Raw genomic sequence first — 18,309 nt, 5'->3', positions numbered from 1 at the left:
GGGTCAACGCAAAAAATCATCGATGATTTGCGCAAGACCGTCGACATCTCCATCCATATGCAAGTGGTGGCCACCACGAAGAGTTTCTTTTCTCGCCGCCGCCAAGGCGTCAATCCGCGTATTTTTCTCCGAATCGAGCGAAATAAAGCCCTTATCCCCCGCCACAAGCAAAGTTGGCGTCAAAATGGCGCGTAAATAAGCGTTCACCTGCTCTTCGCTGAAACGCAAATATGACGGCCAACGCAAGCGCGCATCCGTACGCCATACCCAGCCGTCCTTCACTGGCTGAATATTACGCTCCACCAGAATGCGGGAGGCTTCCGCCGACAGCCCGCCAAAGCCGCGCCGCCGGTCTTCCACCAATTTCTCAATGGTATAATAGACCTTTTTCTGACATGATTTGGTGCGGGTTTTGGCCAAGGCTTTACTTAAGTTAATGGGAACGTCATCGGGAATCGCAGCAACCGGCCCCAAGGCCTCAACCAATATCAATCGGGCAATGCGATCCTGGGCCGCCGCTGCATATAACGAGCTGATCACCGCGCCTAATGAGTGTCCTAACAGAATAGGACGACTCCATCCAAGAGCGATAAGCGCCTGATCCACCTCATGGAGATAATCCAGCAAATGGTAACTGGCCCCGGGTGGTCGATGCTGGCTGTAGCCATGGCCTGGCAGATCCACAGCGACGACCTCATAGCCAGCAGTGGCTAACTTAGGCCCCAGAAAGGAAAATGACGCGGCGTTATCCAGCCACCCATGCAGCGCCAGAATTTTATTCGGCTGCCCTTCCCCCCAACGTAATGCCGCAAGTTTAAGATGGGGAAGTTGCAGGGTCAGTTCATCCATGACGTGTTTCAGCTACCCTCAGCGCTCTGTTGCGTTTTGAACAGGCGATGAAAGTTGTCGGTGGTCGCTTGCGCCGTTTTGTCCAAAGACAACCCTTTCAAGTCCGCCACACACTGCGCGACTTCCACCACCCACTGGGGCTGGTTGCTTTTGCCTCGATAAGGAACAGGGGCCAGATAAGGAGAATCCGTCTCCACCAGCAAACGCTCTATCGGCGTCTGTTTGACCACCTCTCGCAGATCTTCCGCATTGCGGAAAGTGATAATGCCGGAAAACGAAATATAGAAATCCAGATCTAACGCGGCTCTCGCCATATCCCAACTTTCGGTGAAGCAATGTAAAACGCCCTGTAGCCCTTTAGCCGAGTACTTTCTCAACAGGTGAAGCGTATCTTCTCGCGCCTCCCGGGTATGCACGATGACCGGCTTGCCGATATCGCACGCCACGCTCAGTTGCTTCTCAAACATTTCCTGCTGGTTGGCTTTGCTGTCCTGATCGTAGTAGTAATCCAGCCCGCACTCGCCAACAGCTACCACCTTATCGCCGGACATCGCCAGCTGGGTAAGGTGATCAGTACTCAAATCTCCCGCGCTCATTTTGGCTAATGGGTGCACGCCAGCGGAACACCAGACGTCATCGTATGCTTGTGCGATACGGTAGACGTCATTGAAGTTATCCAGGTCGATATCGACGCAGAGAAAACCGGATACACCACGCGCTCGCGCCTGGTTCAAAGCGACGGTCAAATCGCCGTCGGCCTGGGACAGATCAATACGATCCAAATGACAATGGGAATCTATCAACATCTTTAAGTGTGGTCTGTAGAAAAAGGAATTGGCTCAGAGCATGAGGCCGAATCAGCCGGCCTCCGGCATAACCTGAACGGCGCGCAATCACATAGTATGCGTCGGACGGTCGGAGTTCAACGCTCCGGCAAGATAGGTCTCGATCTTGTTCTTCGCTGTCTCATCATCGCTGTTAAACTGTACGCCTATACCAGCTGCACGGTTTCCTTGAGCGCCCTTGGGCGTCACCCAAACCACTTTACCCGCCACTGGAATTTTTTCAGGTTCATCCATCAGATTTAACAACAGAAAAACTTCATCGCCCAATTGATAGTTCTTTGAGGTAGGAATAAACAGTCCACCATTACGAACAAAAGGCATGTAAGCAGCATAAAGCACTGCTTTGTCTTTTATGGTTAACGTCAATATGCCACTGCGAGCACCAAATTTTGGAGGCATAGTATTCTATTCCCTTGATTTTCGTTCTAAGACAAGCATATACCAATTTTATCAAACTCGCGCAGAGTTTAGCGCAATAGCTATCAAATGCCTCGGCTTATTTGTATAATGTTATGTTATAACCTTTCCAGAAACTCTCAAGGCGTAACGCCGTATCATTCAAAAGACATGCAGTTAATCATTCGCTCGCTATCGCATTTTCCCCAGGCGCTGTTATTGCTCTGCCTATTCACCTTGCCCGCTCAAGCGGGAGATAAAATCAAAGTGCTCACGTCGATCAAACCATTGAGTCTGATCGTCAATGAAGCATTCGGCGACGCCGTGCAAGTGGACTATTTGCTCCCGCCAATGGCCAGTCCCCACATGTATCAACTCAAACCCAGCGATGCGCGCCGGCTGCAGGCGGCGGAGGTGTTTCTATGGGTAGGGCCGGAGCTGGAGCGATTTCTTCCGAAAATTCTGGAGAAGTACACGCAGCTGGAGAAAGTAGACGCCCTCAGCTATCTGGAGAGCAGTCAGGATACGCTGCTGCTGGCGTTCAATCAGTCAAAACACAGCGACTCCCATGATCACAGCCACGATGGAGCGCACGACCCGCATGTCTGGCTGAGCGCAAATGTAGCTGGAGCCGTCGCCTTAAATCTGGCGGAGACGCTCTCCCGGCTGGACCCTGTCGGCGCTGATTACCAATCAATGGCCAGAAAATATCAGACACAGATGCGAGAGTTGTCGGAAGCATCGCAAATGGCTGCGCAGCAGCTTAACAACAGGAACCTGCTTACCTATCACAATGGTTTTAATTATTTCGCCAACGAGTTAAGTCTGAATGTCGTAGATGTGGTGGCGCTGCAACCTGAAACCTCTCCCGGCGCCCGCCATCTCTCGGATATCAAGGCCAAAGCTATTTCTTTGCAAGCCTGCATCGTGGTCGAGCCACAATATCGAGCCTCCGCCATAGACCGCTTTTTCACGATCCCCAATTTGGCGATCACTGAAATAGACCCCATGGGAAGCGAATACACTACGTATTCAGACTACTATCGTGGAATGGTGAAGAGAGTGCTGGAATGCCTGAGCAGCCACTGAGCTGCGACTATTGAGTAGATAGTAACAAAGCGCACCGTCTGGTGCGCTTCAGTCTTGGCTTACGATCGTCCGTACGTATCTTCAAAGCGCACAATGTCATCTTCACCGAGATAACTTCCTGTCTGCACTTCAATGAGCTCAAGCGGAATCACCCCTGGATTCTCCAAGCGATGCACAACGCCCAACGGAATATAGGTAGATTGATCTTCACTCAGTAGCATGACTTCATCGCCGCGGGTGACGCTTGCGGTTCCCTTCACTACCACCCAGTGCTCTGCGCGATGATGGTGCTTTTGCAGAGAAAGCGTGCCGCCAGGATTCACCACAATGCGTTTTACCTGAAAGCGATCTGATATCGCGATGCCCTCGTAAGTCCCCCAGGGACGATGCACCTTCTTATGGAAACGGTGCTCAGCGCGGTTCTGCTGCTTGACCTGCGCCACCAGCTTCTTAACATCCTGCACACGCTCTTTGTCCGCCACCAAGACCACGTCATCCGTCTCGACAATCACGTGATTCTTCAGACCAATCGCCGCGATCAGGCGACCTTCGGAATGGATATAGGAGCCCTCGACGTCTTCCGTGATGACATCGCCGCGACACACATTGCCGGCTGCGTCTTTATCCTGAATCTCCCACAAGGTCGACCAGGAACCGACATCGCTCCATCCCGCATCCAGCGGAATCACGACTGCATCGGACGTCTTTTCCATCACCGCATAGTCAATGGAGTCATCCGGGCAATCGGAGAACGCCCGCTTATCCACGCGCACGAAATCTAAATCGGAGGACTTGCCAGCATAGGCTTTAGTACAGGCCTCATAAATGTCCGCCCGGAACTTTTTCAACTCATCCAAATAACGATCCGCACGGAACATGAACATACCGCTGTTCCAGAAGTAATTTCCGGAATCCACATAGCTCTTGGCCGTATCAAGATCCGGCTTCTCAACAAACTGCTCTACTGGCGCCCAGTCTTTGTCGCCAACATCCGCTTTGATATACCCATAACCCGTGTGCGGGGAATCCGGCACAATACCAAAGGTCACCAACTTCCCTTGCGCAGCCGCCTGCTCACCAATGCGCACTGCATCAGCAAATGCTTGCACATTGCGAATAACATGATCCGCCGGCAACACCAATAATACCGCCTGCGCATCTGACGCCAGAGCATCCAAAGCAGCCAGTGCGATAGCCGGCGCAGTGTTGCGGGCGCAAGGTTCTAAAATGATATTTTTCTTTGTGGACGGACACTGCACCTGCAATGTAGCCGCCACCAGGAAGCGATGATCTTCGTTAGAGACCACGCTAATACCTGCTTCACCGCTGATTTCCAATATCCTGCAGACAGTTTCCGCCAGTAAGCTTCCGTCAGAAGCCAAATTCAAAAATTGCTTAGGGTAAGCTTCTCTAGATAAAGGCCAAAGGCGTGTGCCTGACCCTCCACATAAAACAATCGCATTTAACATACGCCTTCTAAACCTTTATTTCTTGTTAAACACCCATGCGTCAAAATTTATAGACACAAGAAAATTCACGAATTAGCCGCACACTGATTTTGAGGATCCTAACTTTTGACTAAGCTGCTATACAACTCCAAATATGACTGGCACATTCTTTGACTTGTAAATTCATTATGCATCCTATCATTTGCATTCTTCCCAAAGGCATCCGCTAAGGCAGGATCAGAGTTTAATGCTAATATAGCCGCCCTTAAATCATACGGGCTCTTAGGTGGCACTTTGAAACCCGTATGGCCATGCTGGTTTACAAAGTTAACCCCTGTATCCAAATCGACTGTTATCAAAGGCTTACTGAAGAACATTCCCTCCAGCAAAGTCACCCCGAATGCCTCCGAGCGCATAAAAGAGGGAAATACCACTGCTCGACAAAGTGAGAATAAGGCGCTTTTATCTTCATTGGTCACCCTTCCAAGAAGGGTGACATTGTCAATGTTCTGCTCTTTGCAGCGCGCTTCAAGATGAGGACGATACGGACCATCTCCTGCGATAACCACTTGGAATTTTTCGCCTTTCGCAGCGTCAAGCAATACATCCAACCCTTTGTAATACCTTAATACTCCGACAAAAAAGTAAAACCCCTCACCAACCTTCAAGCGCCATTCAGATATTTTATCTTCTCCAACTGTCGGCAAGCCTGACTCATCTATACCAAGAGGTATCATTTTCACCTTTCCGTTCAGCTTCTTTAAATGCTGGCTTGAGTCCACATAGTTTGGAGAAGTAGCAACAACTGCATCGACCGCCTTTAAGAATCTGTCCATTATCGGACTATAAAGCTTCATCAAACTTTTTTGCCTAACAATATCTGAGTGATAGGTTACTACTGATGGACGCTTTAATTTCTTAGGCATTAATAGATGAAGCATATCTTGATAAGGCCATGGGAAATGGTAATGAAGAATATCAGCCCATGCGACAGCTTGATAAAACGCCCCGATCCCCTTTACAAAAACATTGCAAGAAGCAAACTCAAATAACTCAGGCACCCGTATAATCGTTACCCCGTTATAGCGAATTTCTTCAACTGAACTCACACAAGAGGAGGGGTAAAGCACCTTGACTTCTGCGCCAAGAGCCTCACATCCAGACGCCAGCTGCCGAATGACCTCTTCCAGTCCTCCTTGGGTATCTGGAAAAAACGTTCTATATATGTGTAGTATTTTCATTCAAGCGCTTACCGAAAGCTTAATTCATTAGGCTTCAATATTCCGAGGGTATCAACTGCGGCAGATTCCCATGAGAACCTTTTCGCCTGCTTAACCGTATTTGCTTTTAGGGCGCCTAAAACTTCGTTATCTTTAGCTAGAACCTTAATAGCTTCAAGTATTGAGTCAACCGACTCAGGATCAACATATAGCGCGCATTCTCCAGCCACTTCAGGCATAGAAGAGCGCTTTGATGTTATAACAGGGACACTCAGACTAATAGCTTCAGCAATTGGAAGGCCAAAGCCCTCATAAAGCGAGGGCATCAATAATGCGGACGCCCCCTTGTATAACGCTCTTAATTCTGAGTCTTCCACTCTCCCTTTTAGCTCAACCCAATCTTTGAGGTGCTTTTCAACAATAAATTCCTCTAAAGCTACACGCCCCCATCCCTTACCGCCAACTATAATCAACCGGTGAGACTTTATACCTTCGTCAAGCAGTCTTGCATATGCTTCAAGAAGGCGCTTCAGATTCTTCCTGGGCTCAATAGTTCCAACAAATAAAAAGTATTTATCAACCGAGTATTCCTGGCGAATATCCTCGTTTTCACTAACGCCTATAAATGGAGCCTCATATACGACATCCACCTTACTGGCAAGTTTGCGATCATACTCAATCAAGTCTTTTTGAGTAGACTTTGATACAGCGATTACCCTATCAGCCATTCTAAGTGTTGGCGGCATAAATATTCTTTCTGCAAGAAATCCTTGAGCACTCATCGACTCAGGACATTTTTTCCAAACCATATCATGTATAGTCACGACCTTTCTTAATCTTGAAAGGTATAGCATTAGTGGCAAATGATGTCGCGGGCTCCAAAAGACATCTAATTCATCCCGTTTCGCCCAAAAAGGGAACATTACTTGTGCGACTAAGGTCCCTGAGAAGCCCCAATTTTTAGATAAGCTTCTAATTTTTATATTAGAATCCCCAAAATCGACCACTAGTGGCCTATTAGTATATAAATACCACTCAATATCTCTGTTGAGCAGAATCATCTGCTTGAGCAGCTCGCACAGATATCGACCAATCCCCGTAAGAGGAACAGATAAACATCTTGCGTCGACACCTATTCTTTTCATTCTTGACTAAAAAACCCTCTTCCGTTTAAAGCTAGAAACGCGCCTAATTACAAAATATCGAGCCCGCAAGAATATAAAAAGTAGTAACACGCGCGGAGAAATCCCCCCCTTACTATTAAGCAGACTCAGTCTCTTAAATGCAGCCAGGGCCCTAAAGCCAACAGAAGGAATAACAAATCTAAATACAGAATGAGTCAAATAGTTTAAAAACGTCAAAAAGCGTTTTTCTGCAGGACAATATTGATTAATCAAATAAATTACTGCCTTTAAGTTTCGCTCTGAGCGCTTCAAAAAATATAAGCTATACACACCCCGAACTCTCTTTATGAGCGCACCGATGCCAAAAACCCTTTCCAAAGGCCACTGCACCTTAGGAGAAGCAAGAATACTTTTATCAGGCCTATAATTAGACGTATCATTAAAAAGGTACGCTTCAAGATCAACTACCACCTGATACCCTTTCTTTCTTGCGCGCATGATAAACTCAGAATCCGCATGATAGTGTGGACACTTTTCTTCGTTATACAGCCCTATGTCCTCAAACACGCTTTTGTGCACGAGCACGCCATTTCCGCAGTTGGAGTCTATATCGAGATGTCGCACTCCTTCGTATTTCTCGAAAACTTCGTCTTCCTCCTTTTCATTATCAAGCAACTGAAAAATATAGCGCCCACCCCACTTATTATATGATCCTACAGACCAAACTATATTAGGGCGATCCAGAAAATTAATACGAGATGTAATTATTTTTATATCTCTAGTTATTGAAGATTCCACCAACTTTTCAAGCAAATAAATATCTGGAACTGAATCATCGTTTATTGTCAAAACATACTCACAGCCATCTGAAAGAGCTTGTCTTACCCCGATGTTGGTCGCGCCGGTCCAATAATCCTCATCCGTCCCACTTAAACTACGCACAATGTCAGTTTGAATTGAAGACAACCAATCACTAGTCCCATCCGTGGAGTTACTATCCACTACATAGAGGACAAAGTTAGGGTATGTTTGGCGCCCAAATTCTCTGATGAATCTCTTCGTCCTTGGAAGCCGGTTTCTAGTAGGAACAACAACCCCTACTTTAGGACTGCTATACATTTTTACTCTCCCACCCTTCTATGTAGCTTGAATTTTTAATAAATTCAGCCAAAAACGCCTTAGAGCCTAATCTCCCATAGCTTCTAATTCGCTCCCTTCTCATAATTGAACCGAAGAAAGGCTTCAATGGATCATCTTTTAACTTCATATACTTTTTATATGCCGCCTTCTCCTGCAATGGCCTTGTTATCGCTCTTTCCGCGCCTGCCGGAAGTATTAAGTTAACATCGCAGAAGAACTCCAGCTCAGCCATGGCATTCCTAACCTCAACCATGTTAGGCAAAGAGCTAGAATAATCGCAAAGAAATATATACTCACCAAAAGAGTCAGTCTTTAATAGGTTGTCCAAGGCATCAGCAATTCCAGAAGCCCAAGGCTTAACCATATAAAAACTTTTATTAACACCGTAAAGCCGAGATAAGCGATCAACTTCCTGCAAAGCATCACTACTAATTGTAGAAGGCAATACTATATATATATCGTTAGATATGCATCTTAGACTTGCAAGTTTTTTCTCGAGTTCAGTGGAGTCAAAGGAACCAGACAAATCATTGCCATTTACTACCAATATCGAAGTTAGAAGCTTATTATCCCTATTTCGGACAAAGTTATTTTGTGCTACAAAAGACATCCTATCCTCGTTGGAAGGCCTCTTAGCTGCTCTAAGCACATCAAAAGTCTTCTTTGCCATACTAGCTGTAGTTAAACCATGAGATGCTTCATCTACAAAGGCTTCAGAAGAAACGCAAGAGATAAACTTCTTTACATCATTAGCGATATCATATGGATCTAAAGGGTTCTGTAGGAACTTTACACTATCGCCTGCAAATTCTTTTATACACTCTAACGGAGAGGCGCACACTGGCACACCTAATTTCATTGCCTCAAGAACAGGAATACCAAAACCTTCATACAAAGACGGAAAAAGCATACCTTTTGCATTGAGAGCAACCTTACACTGCTCTTCATCACTTAGATATCCCAGATTTACCACCGATTCGTGAAGCCCCAAAAAGTCGATTACTTCATCCATCGAGCGGTCGGCCAAACTATGCCCTTTCGCTCCTGTTAATACCAGTTTCAAATCATCATTACATGCTTTTTTATATAGATACCAAGCATATAACAAGTTCACATGATTCTTATGTGGCCACGGAACTGCTGGATAGAAAAGATAATTTTTAGAACGAAGTCCCTTTGGTAGCTCAACGTTCTTCGACGCTTCTGCATGGTCAGATAGGTAGCCTCCATGGTAGATAACATCAACATTATCTTTCCCATAAAATTTGTAAAGGTTTGCTCTCTCATATTTGGAAATTGCAATAAGCCTATCTGCTCTGTTAATAGCAAAACCATAATCCTTACACCGGCTATGCCATACTTCTTTACTAAAAAACTGGGGGCTAACTAAATGTTGCAAATCGTGAACAAGAACAACTACTGGCAACGAGTCTGGAACAAACCGCGGCCATAATCCATTTAGAGGAGCATAATAGACATCAGCCCATTCAAAGTGAGGTCTGTAAGCCCAGTAGTCCTGAGCACCTACCACTACTACATCTAAATTTTCATACTTTGAAAAAAGATTAAAATTCAGAGGGGAGGAAACTACTCTAACGTGATGTTTAGCTGCATTCCACTCAGCAAGAAGAGCATGCAAATACTTACCTGCTCCGCCTGCGCCTTTACTCCCATCTAGTAATGGATAAGCATCAAGTAAAATTCTATCGTTCATAAAAAACTTTAATACACCTAAACATAATTATCAGAAACAATTGAGCCATGCTCTAAATGGATAACCCTACTGCAAACTCTATGCACAAGCTCCATTGAATGGCTCGCGATAACCAGTATGGAGCTTTGCTCGACCAAGCACTTCAGTTTTTCTTGTGCTCTTATATTAAATTCCTCATCCCCTACAGAAAGCCACTCATCCATTAAAATAATATCCGCATTAACAGACGTTGCAATTGCAAATGCAAGTCTCACATTCATCCCAGAAGAGTATGTTTTAAGCGGCAGATGCAAAAAGTCGCCCAATTCACTAAACTCGGCAATTTCCTTAACCTTTTGCTTCATCAATTTAGGCGATAGCCCCATATATATTCCACGAAGAAATATATTCTCGTATCCTGACGCTTCCGGCTCCATTCCTAGAGACAAATCAATTAAGGAGGCAACCCTTCCATTTACTTTAAGAGTACCTTGACTTGGTGGATATATACTGGCTAACGCTTTTAGTAAAGTAGTCTTTCCTGAGCCATTGTGCCCTATAAGGCCTACTCTTTCACCGTTCTTAATCATTAGACTTAAAGAGTCTAGAGCTTTTACAGTGCACTTTCCATTCTGCTTTCTAATAAGCCCTCCTGTAGCAGCACCAACAACAGCAGACTTAAAAGATCTAGCAGCTGAGGAAAATACCGGAAACTCCACAGTAAGTTTGTCTAATACGATCATAACATCACAACCAATAGATAATTTTCGCCACTGTACGCCTTAGTACATATAAGTACCCCAGCACTCCAACTAGACAGGCTATCGTGCAAACGAAGAGAGTGTACTCCGGCAACTCCCTCCCCAAGAGAGGCGACCTCATTAATTCTATAAAGTAATACATTGGATTAAGCTCGGCGACCCATGAATATTCTGGCGGAAGCTTATTTTCCCAAATAACTGGCGTGGCGAAAAATAACACCTGGACAAAGGTTTGTATAGCTTGATGAAAGTCTCGATATTTTGCACAAAATATTGCCAGCATTCCTCCAAAGCTAATAGTAAATAGACTTAGCAAGAGGTAGCCAGCAATAAAAAGAAGTATCGATGCAACCGTCAGATTAAGTGAGTATATAGCCCCTATACAAACTATAATTACCAAGTTATGGATAAACACCGATGAATGCCTTATCCATAACCTCAAGAGATAAGTCGTCATTGGAGCATCGCACTGTCTAATATGCCCCTCAAATTGCACAAAACCATTGCTCTCATCAACCAAAAGGTTAGCGAAGTATTGCCAAACAATATGCCCTATTGCAAAAAAAGGAATATACTTCTCCACAGGCACGCCAAACAAGTGAGACCAAAGAAACCCTAATGCAGCAATAAATATCGCTGAGCTGATGGTAATCCAAAATGGCCCTATAACTGAGCGCCGATACCTCAACTTCAGATCGAATATTCCAAGATCCCACCACAACTCAGTTTTCTTTAGACTGTTCTTTATATCGACCGACCATGACCATCGGGCAGGAGATACGGTATCTTGGTCTTGCCCCACCACCTGCCTTCTATACGCACCCAAATGTCACCACCATATAATCAAATACGAATCTGGCTTTCTTTTTCCAAAAACCACTCATAGGTAGATCTGAGGCCAGCCTCCAACTTAATGGAAGGGCTCCAACCCAATGCATTTAACTTAGATATATCCAAAAGCTTTCGCGGCGCACCATCCGGCTTAGTGGAGTCAAATATTACCTTCCCATGATAACCTACAACTTTAGCAATAGACTGAGCAAGCTCGGAGATAGAACAATCTATGCCTGTACCAACATTGATGTGGGATGACATCGGCGATACGTGCTGGTCATACTCCTTTTTATCAACATTCATAATATGTACAGCTGCATTTGCTAAATCATCAACATGTAAAAACTCTCTCTTTGGAGTACCCGTCCCCCAAACAACAACAGAGCTGTCCTCAGCAAGCTTAGCCTCATGTATCCGACGCATTAAGGCTGGAATAACATGGGAGTTTTCTGAATGAAAGTTATCATTTTCACCATATAAATTAGTTGGCATCAAACTTCTATAATCACAACCATACTGACGATTATAAGACTCACACAACTTAATTCCTGCAATCTTTGCAATTGCATAAGGCTCATTCGTTGGTTCAAGCTTGCCGGTTAACAGCGAAGCCTCCTTCATTGGCTGATCACACAACTTAGGATAGATACAAGATGAACCCAAGAATAACAGTTGCCTCACTCCCGAAACATATGCAGAGTGAATGATGTTTGCCTGAATCATCAAGTTCTGATAAATAAAATCAGCAGGATACTCATTGTTAGCATAGATCCCACCGACTTTTGCAGATGCAACATAAACCTGATCTACTTTTTCATTTTTAAAAAACTCTTCTACGTCCTGCTGTCTTGTCAAATCCAGTTCGCATCGATCCCTTGTTACTACGCTATATGGAAACTCCATTCCTTTCAGCTTTCGAACTATTGCAGAGCCAACCATCCCATTGTGGCCCGCTACGAATATTTTTTTCATAATTTTACTGGGTATGCTTTCTTAGTCTCATAACTTACATTCACTTCAAAGCCATGCTTAATCAATAGCGCATGACTTTGTGCCGCCTTAAGGTCCGCCGCAACCATCTCGGCACACATATCTTCAACTGATATTTCAGGAATCCAGCCCAAGCGCTTTTTAGCTTTTAATGGATCCCCCAGAAGAGTCTCAACTTCCGCTGGCCTGAAGTAACTAGGGTCAACTTTTACTACAGTATCACCAACGGAAATAGCAGGAGCCTTATCACCAGAGATGTCTGTCACCACTCCTACTTCACCAACTCCATGTCCTTTAAAGGCAAGAGTCACTCCTAACTCTGCTGCAGCCATTCTTATAAAGTCTCTGACAGAAATCTGGCGACCCGTTGCAATAACATAGTCTTCCGCCTCAGACTGCTGGAGCATAAGCCACTGCATACGAACGTAGTCTTTAGCATGCCCCCAGTCTCTCAGGGAGTCCAAGTTACCCATATATAAACAACGTTCAAGCCCTTGAGCAATATTCGCCAACCCTCTGGTGATTTTTCTTGTTACAAATGTCTCACCGCGTCTCGGCGACTCGTGATTAAATAGAATCCCATTACATGCATACATTCCATATGCCTCACGATAATTCACTGTAATCCAGTAGGCATATAACTTAGCAACAGCATAAGGACTTCTAGGATGAAACGGAGTGCTTTCAGTTTGGGGAACCTCTTGAACCAATCCATAAAGCTCCGAAGTAGACGCCTGATAGAAGCGCGCCTTCTTTTCTAGCCCCAAAAACCTGATAGCCTCCAATAGTCTTAGCGTACCAAGCGCATCAACATCCGCTGTATACTCGGGAGATTCAAATGAAACAGCAACGTGGGACTGTGCGCCAAGATTATATACTTCATCAGGGCACACTTCTTTTAAAATTCTAGTCAGGTTTGAAGTGTCGGTTAAATCACCATAGTGAAGAAAAAAATTAGGATCTTCTATATGGGGGTCCTGATATATGTGATCAATTCGCTGAGTATTGAACGAAGACGACCTACGTTTAACTCCGTGAACCTCATAACCTTTCTCAAGCAGGAACTCAGCCAAATATGACCCATCCTGTCCTGTAACCCCCGTTATCAAAGCACGCTTTTTCACTTAAATATACTCCAACAAGCCCAATAGGACTAAAATATCAAAAACTGAATTTACCCAACCTTAATAGTAGGAACTGAACTTAAATGAACAACAGTACTGTCTTTATCCAGTTCGGTACGGTCATTATCTCCAACAACATTTAGCATAAGTTTTTTAACCCTATCGCCCAGCAGCTCTTCGCAGGCGGCCTCCATGCTGTAAATAAAAGACTCCAGCTCGACAAGTTTTTTATCCGCAACTTCAGCACGCCATATGCGTGGATGTACAGTGCCGACATGACTTCCGTTATCAAATAACTCCTCGTGCAGCTTTTCTCCAGGCCTTAATCCCGTATAAACGATCTCAATATCACCAACTGGATTGATTTCATCTTTAACCTCTCTACCAAGAAGATGAATCATTTTATATGCCAAATCTTTTATTTTTACCGCAGCCCCCATATCCAGAACAAAAACTTCTCCATTTCCATCAACCATACCTCCCGCCTGAATTACGAGCTGAGCGGCTTCAGGTATAGTCATAAAATACCTTGTAACTTCGGGGTGAGTAACCGTAACAGGCCCCCCTTTCTTTATCTGCTCTTTAAACAATGGAACAACAGAACCGGAAGAGCCAAGCACATTTCCAAATCGAACAGAACAAAAAGATGTATTAGATGAATTTTCAGCTATTTTCCTAACTACAATTTCAGCAACTCTCTTTGTGAGCCCCATAATGTTAGCCGGCTTGACAGCCTTATCCGTGGATATTAGTACGAATTTTTCTACGCCGTTGGATTTAGCGGCCAATGCAGTATAATAAGTACCCAATACATTATTCCTAGCACCTTCTATAGCATTTCGCTCAACTATCGGCACATGTTTATAAGCCGCAGCATGGTATAATGTATGAATACTATAATCCGCTATAACACTATTCATTAGCTCTTTATTCGTAACCGACCCAAGAATAGGTATTAAGTTAACTGATAGATTTTTCAGCGCAGATAGCTCACCCAGACATTTAACTATTTCATACAGAGCAAACTCTGACTGCTCCAATAAAACAAGTTTCTCTGGAGACAACCTAACCAACTGACGACATAACTCAGAGCCTATAGAACCACCCGCCCCCGTAACAAGAACGTTCTTACCCTTGGCACATGAAAGCATCAACTCCAAATCAGGCTCAACACTATCCCTTCCAAGCAAATCCTCTATTTCTACATTCCTCAGCTCTTGAATTTTGGACCTGCCTTCAATTAAATCTGTAAAGCTGGGGATTTTTAATACCTCAACAGAAAACGGCTCCAGAAATTTCAATATGAGCCGTTTTAAACTTTGTGGGGCCCCGCTAATCGCTAACAGGACTTTGGTAATCTGGTAATCCTTAATCAGCTCGCCAAGCTCATCAGGAGAGTAGACATGTAACCCTTGAACGATACTACCCTGTTTTCGTCTATCGTCATCGACGTATAAGACAGGTTGATAATCACTGCTTTGAGACAGTGCGATAGCTAGCTGGACACCCGCGTCTCCAGCACCATATATAATAACCTTCTCTTTTTGCTTGACGAGTTTACTATGTACATATGCACGCACTAACATTCTCGATCCGCCAACCATCAAGACGGCGAAACACCAATACATAAAAGGCACAGATCTAGGAACAAATGCTTTGAACAGAAATCCAACACTCGCTAAAACAAGCGAGGAGAACGTCACACCAAGAAGCACCGCCATCATCGCATGGTTACTCATAAAGCGAATAACTGCTCGATACAAACCAAGGCGAATGAAAGATATTATTGTGGCGGAGATAGTGATGCTTAAAACTGCTGCATGCTTGATATCAAAACCAAGGTAAAACTCGTCCAGGCGCAAACTCATAGCCGCCCAAAAGGCCAAGAAAATAAATCCTATATCTCCTATAACAGATACAATGCGCTTGGTTTTTCTCGATGCATTTAGCAGTGGTTCCAACACTTCAACCTTCCCTTGCCATAGATTTCATTATTTGACGTCGATTAGTGTAATATAACAGTGATAAAGGGATATACGCAGATATAGTACAAGCCCAAGCATAATCTGGAGAAAGATAAGCAAAAATAGCCATGGGTAGCAACCAAACAACATTAACTATCATCAATATATAGTTAACCTTCCTATGATCACCAAACCTAATGCTCAATAGCTGATATAAGTGAGTACGATGAGGGAGCCAAACTCTTTCACCTCGAAGAATCCGAGAAAATAGAGTGAAAGTCGCATCAGCAATGAAGCCTCCCATCAAGATGACATAAACCCACATACTCACATTTGTTTGCTGGGCACTGCTAAGCATACTCACGCCAAGCACCCAACCCAGAAAAACGCTCCCAACGTCCCCCATGAATATTTTCGCAGGAGCCCAATTCCAAAACAAAAAACCGAAGCAAGAGCACGCTATGGTAAGCATCAGAAAAGCCCACTCGTGCGCGCCTGCATGCGTATAAAGCACTGCAAGCGATAATGTCACAAACAATGTTTCAGTAGCGGCAATTCCATCAATCCCATCCATGAAGTTATACAAATTCGCCACCCATACTATGCCGCCCAGAAAAACAAAACCTCCTGCGAAGCAAAACCACGAATCGGAGAACCAAGGAAAAACGCATGAGGATAAGGAAAGCTCGCTAGCCACATACCCCCCTCCCAGTAGTAACTGACAGGCTAAGCGAAGCTTATACCCGAGTCCGATATGGTCATCAACATAGCTAACTGAAGCTATCAAAGCCGATGTCCACCAAAGACTCCACTTATGGGGAAGTGGGAGAAACGCAAGAACTATCAGCGTACAAATGACTACTGAGACCCCACCACCACGAGGAGTTGGAATCAAATGAGAGCTACGAGGCCCAGGAGTATCTATTATGCCGCCCGCATAAGCATACCGGCGCGCCAGCGCTGTAAGGAATAGAGAAGATAAGGTTACACATATTAGTAAGAATATCGTAATCAAAACTCATTCCGTACAAAGCTTATAGGGACATAGGACGCAAGCCCACTAAAAGCAACATCAAGTCACTTTACAACAAGAATCACATTGCGACGGAAGTCTACCAGCTTTCACAACTCACTTACACAACTTACATCAGGTTATTCACCAGCATAGTGTATCGAATTGTACATGCTTATATATACAGTAGTAATATTTAACTAGCATGCCCCATTGGCTGACTTCCTATGCAAAACGCTTACGGTCATATTCTGGCTGATATTCTTTGCCTCCTCATAAGTGAGTGCGCTACTGGAAGGCGGGCACCCTCAGCTACGCTGAGCGTTATCCCACAAAACCCCTGCCACTATTCAATATCTCAGCTTAAACGCCATTGCATGCCACATGCTCTGCATCACTTACAGTTTTAAAAATCCAGCTGCCGATGGACCGAGGAGAAACAAAGTTCTTAGCTTGCGAAGAAATACGTCAGTTAAGCGAACAGAGGAAGGGGCTGACGCCCGGCCAACTACAGAACAGAGGTTGAGCAAATGCAGCAGGTGTGAAAACCTTGTACTGCAACGTCAACTTCCAAACATGAAGGCGTAAAGTGCTTTACACTGGACTATGCTACGCAATCTAAACGGACATCCCAGTCCAGAAAATTGAGATGACGTATCAAAAGTCGCTTAATTACGCATCTAATTTTTGCGGACCAGATCGTTTCTATTGAGGTAACAACTTGAATTCCAACAACAAAGAGCACTATTGACTCTTTCGTTGTCGAACTAAAAGCCAGTCGACATTGTCGCGTTACATCCCCCCTTACTGGTCAACACACAACTCCCCCATGACAAGCCAACGCCAAACCCTGAGACAACCACTTTTCGGGCCTCTTTTTCATTGGCCAGGATCATTGGAATGGATGAGGAGACAGTATTGCCGTACTGAGCGGCTTCGAAGGGAACTTTGGCGGGGTCAAGCTTCATGCGTTTGATAACCATATCAACGATGAACTTGCTACCTTGGTGGAGGATAAATTTGTCGATATCGCCCAAAACACAGTCGTTTTGAGCCAGGGTGGCGTGAATGTTTTCAGGTACGACGTTGGCGCAAAAGTCGAGCACGGCTCTGCCCGCCATTTCAAATTTACGATCTTCCGCACGGACGCGAATCGCTGCGTTACGAGTACCGTCAGTGCCAAAAATACATTTGCCAATCAACCACTTTGGCTTATCGCTGAACAAGGTGACGGTAGCCGCATCGCCAAACAGTAGGGAAGTATTCTTGTCGGACATATCGATAATTTTCGAATAAGGGTCCGCAGTGATAAGTACGCCTTTTTTGTATCCGTTGGCTTCCATAAAGGCTTTCATAATGGAAATGCTGTAAACATATCCCGAGCAGGCAAGAGAAATATCAAAGCAAGCGCAATTTACGGACAACTCAAGCTTACCATGTACGATGGCTGAAGCATGTGGCACGCCGTAGGCGTCAGGATTTTGCGTACAGACTACAAGACACTCAATATCGCTGGCAAGCGGACCAAGCTCTTCCTCCAGACGTCGAAATGCCTTTACGCACATGTCAGAGGTTTCTTCCCCCTCTCCTTTCACCGCCAGATACCGCATCCCGGTCTTTTCGGTCAGAAAGGTTTCGTTGACGTTAAACTGCTCCTGACGCTCCAGATTGTTAACTCGTCCCTCTGGCAAATACGTACTGATGTGCTCGATGCCGATCATAAATAAACCGTTAAATAGCAAAACCGCATTTTCGGGGGCCCTTCACCCGAAACACGGCTTTTTGTAATTCTTTGATGGGACCGGCATTCAACTGAGAGT

The 18,309-nt window shown here is 44.8% G+C and carries 16 protein-coding genes; 1 reads left to right on the top strand and 15 read right to left on the bottom strand.

Annotation, left to right across the window (positions count from 1 at the left end; translation table 11 throughout):
* Positions 1-3: 3 nt before the first annotated feature.
* The 3 genes from EUZ85_RS13555 to EUZ85_RS13545 all read right to left on the bottom strand — a co-directional run bounded on the left by EUZ85_RS13555 (position 4) and on the right by EUZ85_RS13545 (position 2,093).
* A complete protein-coding gene (locus EUZ85_RS13555; RefSeq protein ID WP_127969795.1) occupies positions 4-849 on the bottom strand; it encodes an alpha/beta hydrolase in 846 nt (281 codons plus the stop codon).
* An 8-nt stretch (positions 850-857) separates the two neighbouring features.
* Positions 858-1,655: a TatD family hydrolase gene (locus EUZ85_RS13550; RefSeq protein WP_127969794.1), complete on the bottom strand. Its 798-nt coding sequence runs from the start codon at positions 1,653-1,655 to the stop codon at positions 858-860.
* An 87-nt stretch (positions 1,656-1,742) separates the two neighbouring features.
* A complete protein-coding gene (locus tag EUZ85_RS13545) occupies positions 1,743-2,093 on the bottom strand; it encodes a PilZ domain-containing protein (protein ID WP_011396293.1) in 351 nt (116 codons plus the stop codon).
* Positions 2,094-2,261: 168 nt separating this feature from the next.
* Between EUZ85_RS13545 and EUZ85_RS13540 the strand changes: the two genes are divergently transcribed.
* On the top strand, positions 2,262-3,179 hold the full coding sequence (locus EUZ85_RS13540) for a metal ABC transporter substrate-binding protein (RefSeq protein ID WP_164887240.1): 918 nt from the start codon (positions 2,262-2,264) through the stop codon (positions 3,177-3,179).
* A 59-nt stretch (positions 3,180-3,238) separates the two neighbouring features.
* Here the strand turns inward: EUZ85_RS13540 and EUZ85_RS13535 are convergent, their stop codons facing one another.
* The 12 genes from EUZ85_RS13535 to EUZ85_RS13480 form a co-directional block, all read right to left on the bottom strand.
* Positions 3,239-4,648: a mannose-1-phosphate guanylyltransferase/mannose-6-phosphate isomerase gene (locus EUZ85_RS13535; protein ID WP_127969792.1), complete on the bottom strand. Its 1,410-nt coding sequence runs from the start codon at positions 4,646-4,648 to the stop codon at positions 3,239-3,241.
* 98 nt (positions 4,649-4,746) lie between these two features.
* Positions 4,747-5,868, bottom strand: a complete 1,122-nt coding sequence (locus EUZ85_RS13530) for a glycosyltransferase (protein ID WP_127969791.1) — start codon at positions 5,866-5,868, stop codon at positions 4,747-4,749.
* Positions 5,869-5,876: 8 nt separating this feature from the next.
* Positions 5,877-6,992, bottom strand: coding sequence for a glycosyltransferase family 1 protein (locus EUZ85_RS13525; protein WP_127969790.1), 1,116 nt, complete (start codon positions 6,990-6,992; stop codon positions 5,877-5,879).
* Between the two features lie 6 nt (positions 6,993-6,998).
* Positions 6,999-8,090 carry a glycosyltransferase family 2 protein gene (locus tag EUZ85_RS13520; RefSeq protein WP_127969789.1) on the bottom strand — a complete coding sequence of 364 codons (1,092 nt, stop codon included), beginning with the start codon at positions 8,088-8,090 and terminating at the stop codon, positions 6,999-7,001.
* Positions 8,083-9,825, bottom strand: a complete 1,743-nt coding sequence (locus tag EUZ85_RS13515; protein ID WP_127969788.1) for a glycosyltransferase family 1 protein — start codon at positions 9,823-9,825, stop codon at positions 8,083-8,085. Before EUZ85_RS13515 ends, EUZ85_RS13520 begins: the two co-directional genes overlap by 8 nt.
* Positions 9,826-9,842: 17 nt before the next feature.
* Complete coding sequence (locus EUZ85_RS13510; RefSeq protein ID WP_127969787.1) at positions 9,843-10,547, bottom strand: ABC transporter ATP-binding protein; 705 nt, start codon at positions 10,545-10,547, stop codon at positions 9,843-9,845.
* Positions 10,548-10,551: 4 nt separating this feature from the next.
* Positions 10,552-11,367 carry an ABC transporter permease gene (locus tag EUZ85_RS13505; protein WP_168199900.1) on the bottom strand — a complete coding sequence of 272 codons (816 nt, stop codon included), beginning with the start codon at positions 11,365-11,367 and terminating at the stop codon, positions 10,552-10,554.
* Between the two features lie 41 nt (positions 11,368-11,408).
* Positions 11,409-12,371 (bottom strand): GDP-L-fucose synthase, encoded by a 963-nt coding sequence (locus tag EUZ85_RS13500; RefSeq protein WP_127969785.1) that lies wholly within the window; start codon positions 12,369-12,371, stop codon positions 11,409-11,411.
* Complete coding sequence (gene gmd, locus EUZ85_RS13495; protein WP_127969784.1) at positions 12,368-13,513, bottom strand: GDP-mannose 4,6-dehydratase; 1,146 nt, start codon at positions 13,511-13,513, stop codon at positions 12,368-12,370. The genes EUZ85_RS13500 and gmd overlap by 4 nt, the downstream gene beginning before the upstream one ends.
* A 50-nt stretch (positions 13,514-13,563) precedes the next feature.
* Positions 13,564-15,477, bottom strand: a complete 1,914-nt coding sequence (locus tag EUZ85_RS13490) for a nucleoside-diphosphate sugar epimerase/dehydratase (protein WP_241567027.1) — start codon at positions 15,475-15,477, stop codon at positions 13,564-13,566.
* A 1-nt stretch (position 15,478) separates the two neighbouring features.
* Positions 15,479-16,372, bottom strand: a complete 894-nt coding sequence (locus EUZ85_RS13485; protein ID WP_256372773.1) for a glycosyltransferase family 4 protein — start codon at positions 16,370-16,372, stop codon at positions 15,479-15,481.
* Positions 16,373-17,256: 884 nt separating this feature from the next.
* Positions 17,257-18,210, bottom strand: a complete 954-nt coding sequence (locus EUZ85_RS13480; protein WP_127969782.1) for a ketoacyl-ACP synthase III — start codon at positions 18,208-18,210, stop codon at positions 17,257-17,259.
* Between the last annotated feature and the right edge of the window lie 99 nt (positions 18,211-18,309).

Source organism: Hahella sp. KA22 (assembly GCF_004135205.1).
In the GTDB taxonomy this organism is placed as follows: Bacteria; Pseudomonadota; Gammaproteobacteria; order Pseudomonadales; family Oleiphilaceae; genus Hahella.
The sequence above is the reverse complement of the archived record's forward strand: the minus strand, read 5'-3'. Positions and strand labels throughout refer to the sequence as shown.

Coding starts and splice junctions, on each gene's coding strand:
- EUZ85_RS13550 (WP_127969794.1), bottom strand. CDS start 1,655: ATGTTGATAGATTCCCATTGTCATTTGGATCGTATTGATCTGTCCCAG.
- EUZ85_RS13510 (WP_127969787.1), bottom strand. CDS start 10,547: ATGATCGTATTAGACAAACTTACTGTGGAGTTTCCGGTATTTTCCTCA.
- EUZ85_RS13545 (WP_011396293.1), bottom strand. CDS start 2,093: ATGCCTCCAAAATTTGGTGCTCGCAGTGGCATATTGACGTTAACCATA.
- EUZ85_RS13520 (WP_127969789.1), bottom strand. CDS start 8,090: ATGTATAGCAGTCCTAAAGTAGGGGTTGTTGTTCCTACTAGAAACCGG.
- EUZ85_RS13515 (WP_127969788.1), bottom strand. CDS start 9,825: ATGAACGATAGAATTTTACTTGATGCTTATCCATTACTAGATGGGAGT.
- EUZ85_RS13480 (WP_127969782.1), bottom strand. CDS start 18,210: ATGATCGGCATCGAGCACATCAGTACGTATTTGCCAGAGGGACGAGTT.
- EUZ85_RS13540 (WP_164887240.1), top strand. CDS start 2,262: ATGCAGTTAATCATTCGCTCGCTATCGCATTTTCCCCAGGCGCTGTTA.
- EUZ85_RS13530 (WP_127969791.1), bottom strand. CDS start 5,868: ATGAAAATACTACACATATATAGAACGTTTTTTCCAGATACCCAAGGA.
- EUZ85_RS13555 (WP_127969795.1), bottom strand. CDS start 849: ATGGATGAACTGACCCTGCAACTTCCCCATCTTAAACTTGCGGCATTA.
- EUZ85_RS13500 (WP_127969785.1), bottom strand. CDS start 12,371: ATGAAAAAAATATTCGTAGCGGGCCACAATGGGATGGTTGGCTCTGCA.
- EUZ85_RS13525 (WP_127969790.1), bottom strand. CDS start 6,992: ATGAAAAGAATAGGTGTCGACGCAAGATGTTTATCTGTTCCTCTTACG.
- EUZ85_RS13535 (WP_127969792.1), bottom strand. CDS start 4,648: ATGTTAAATGCGATTGTTTTATGTGGAGGGTCAGGCACACGCCTTTGG.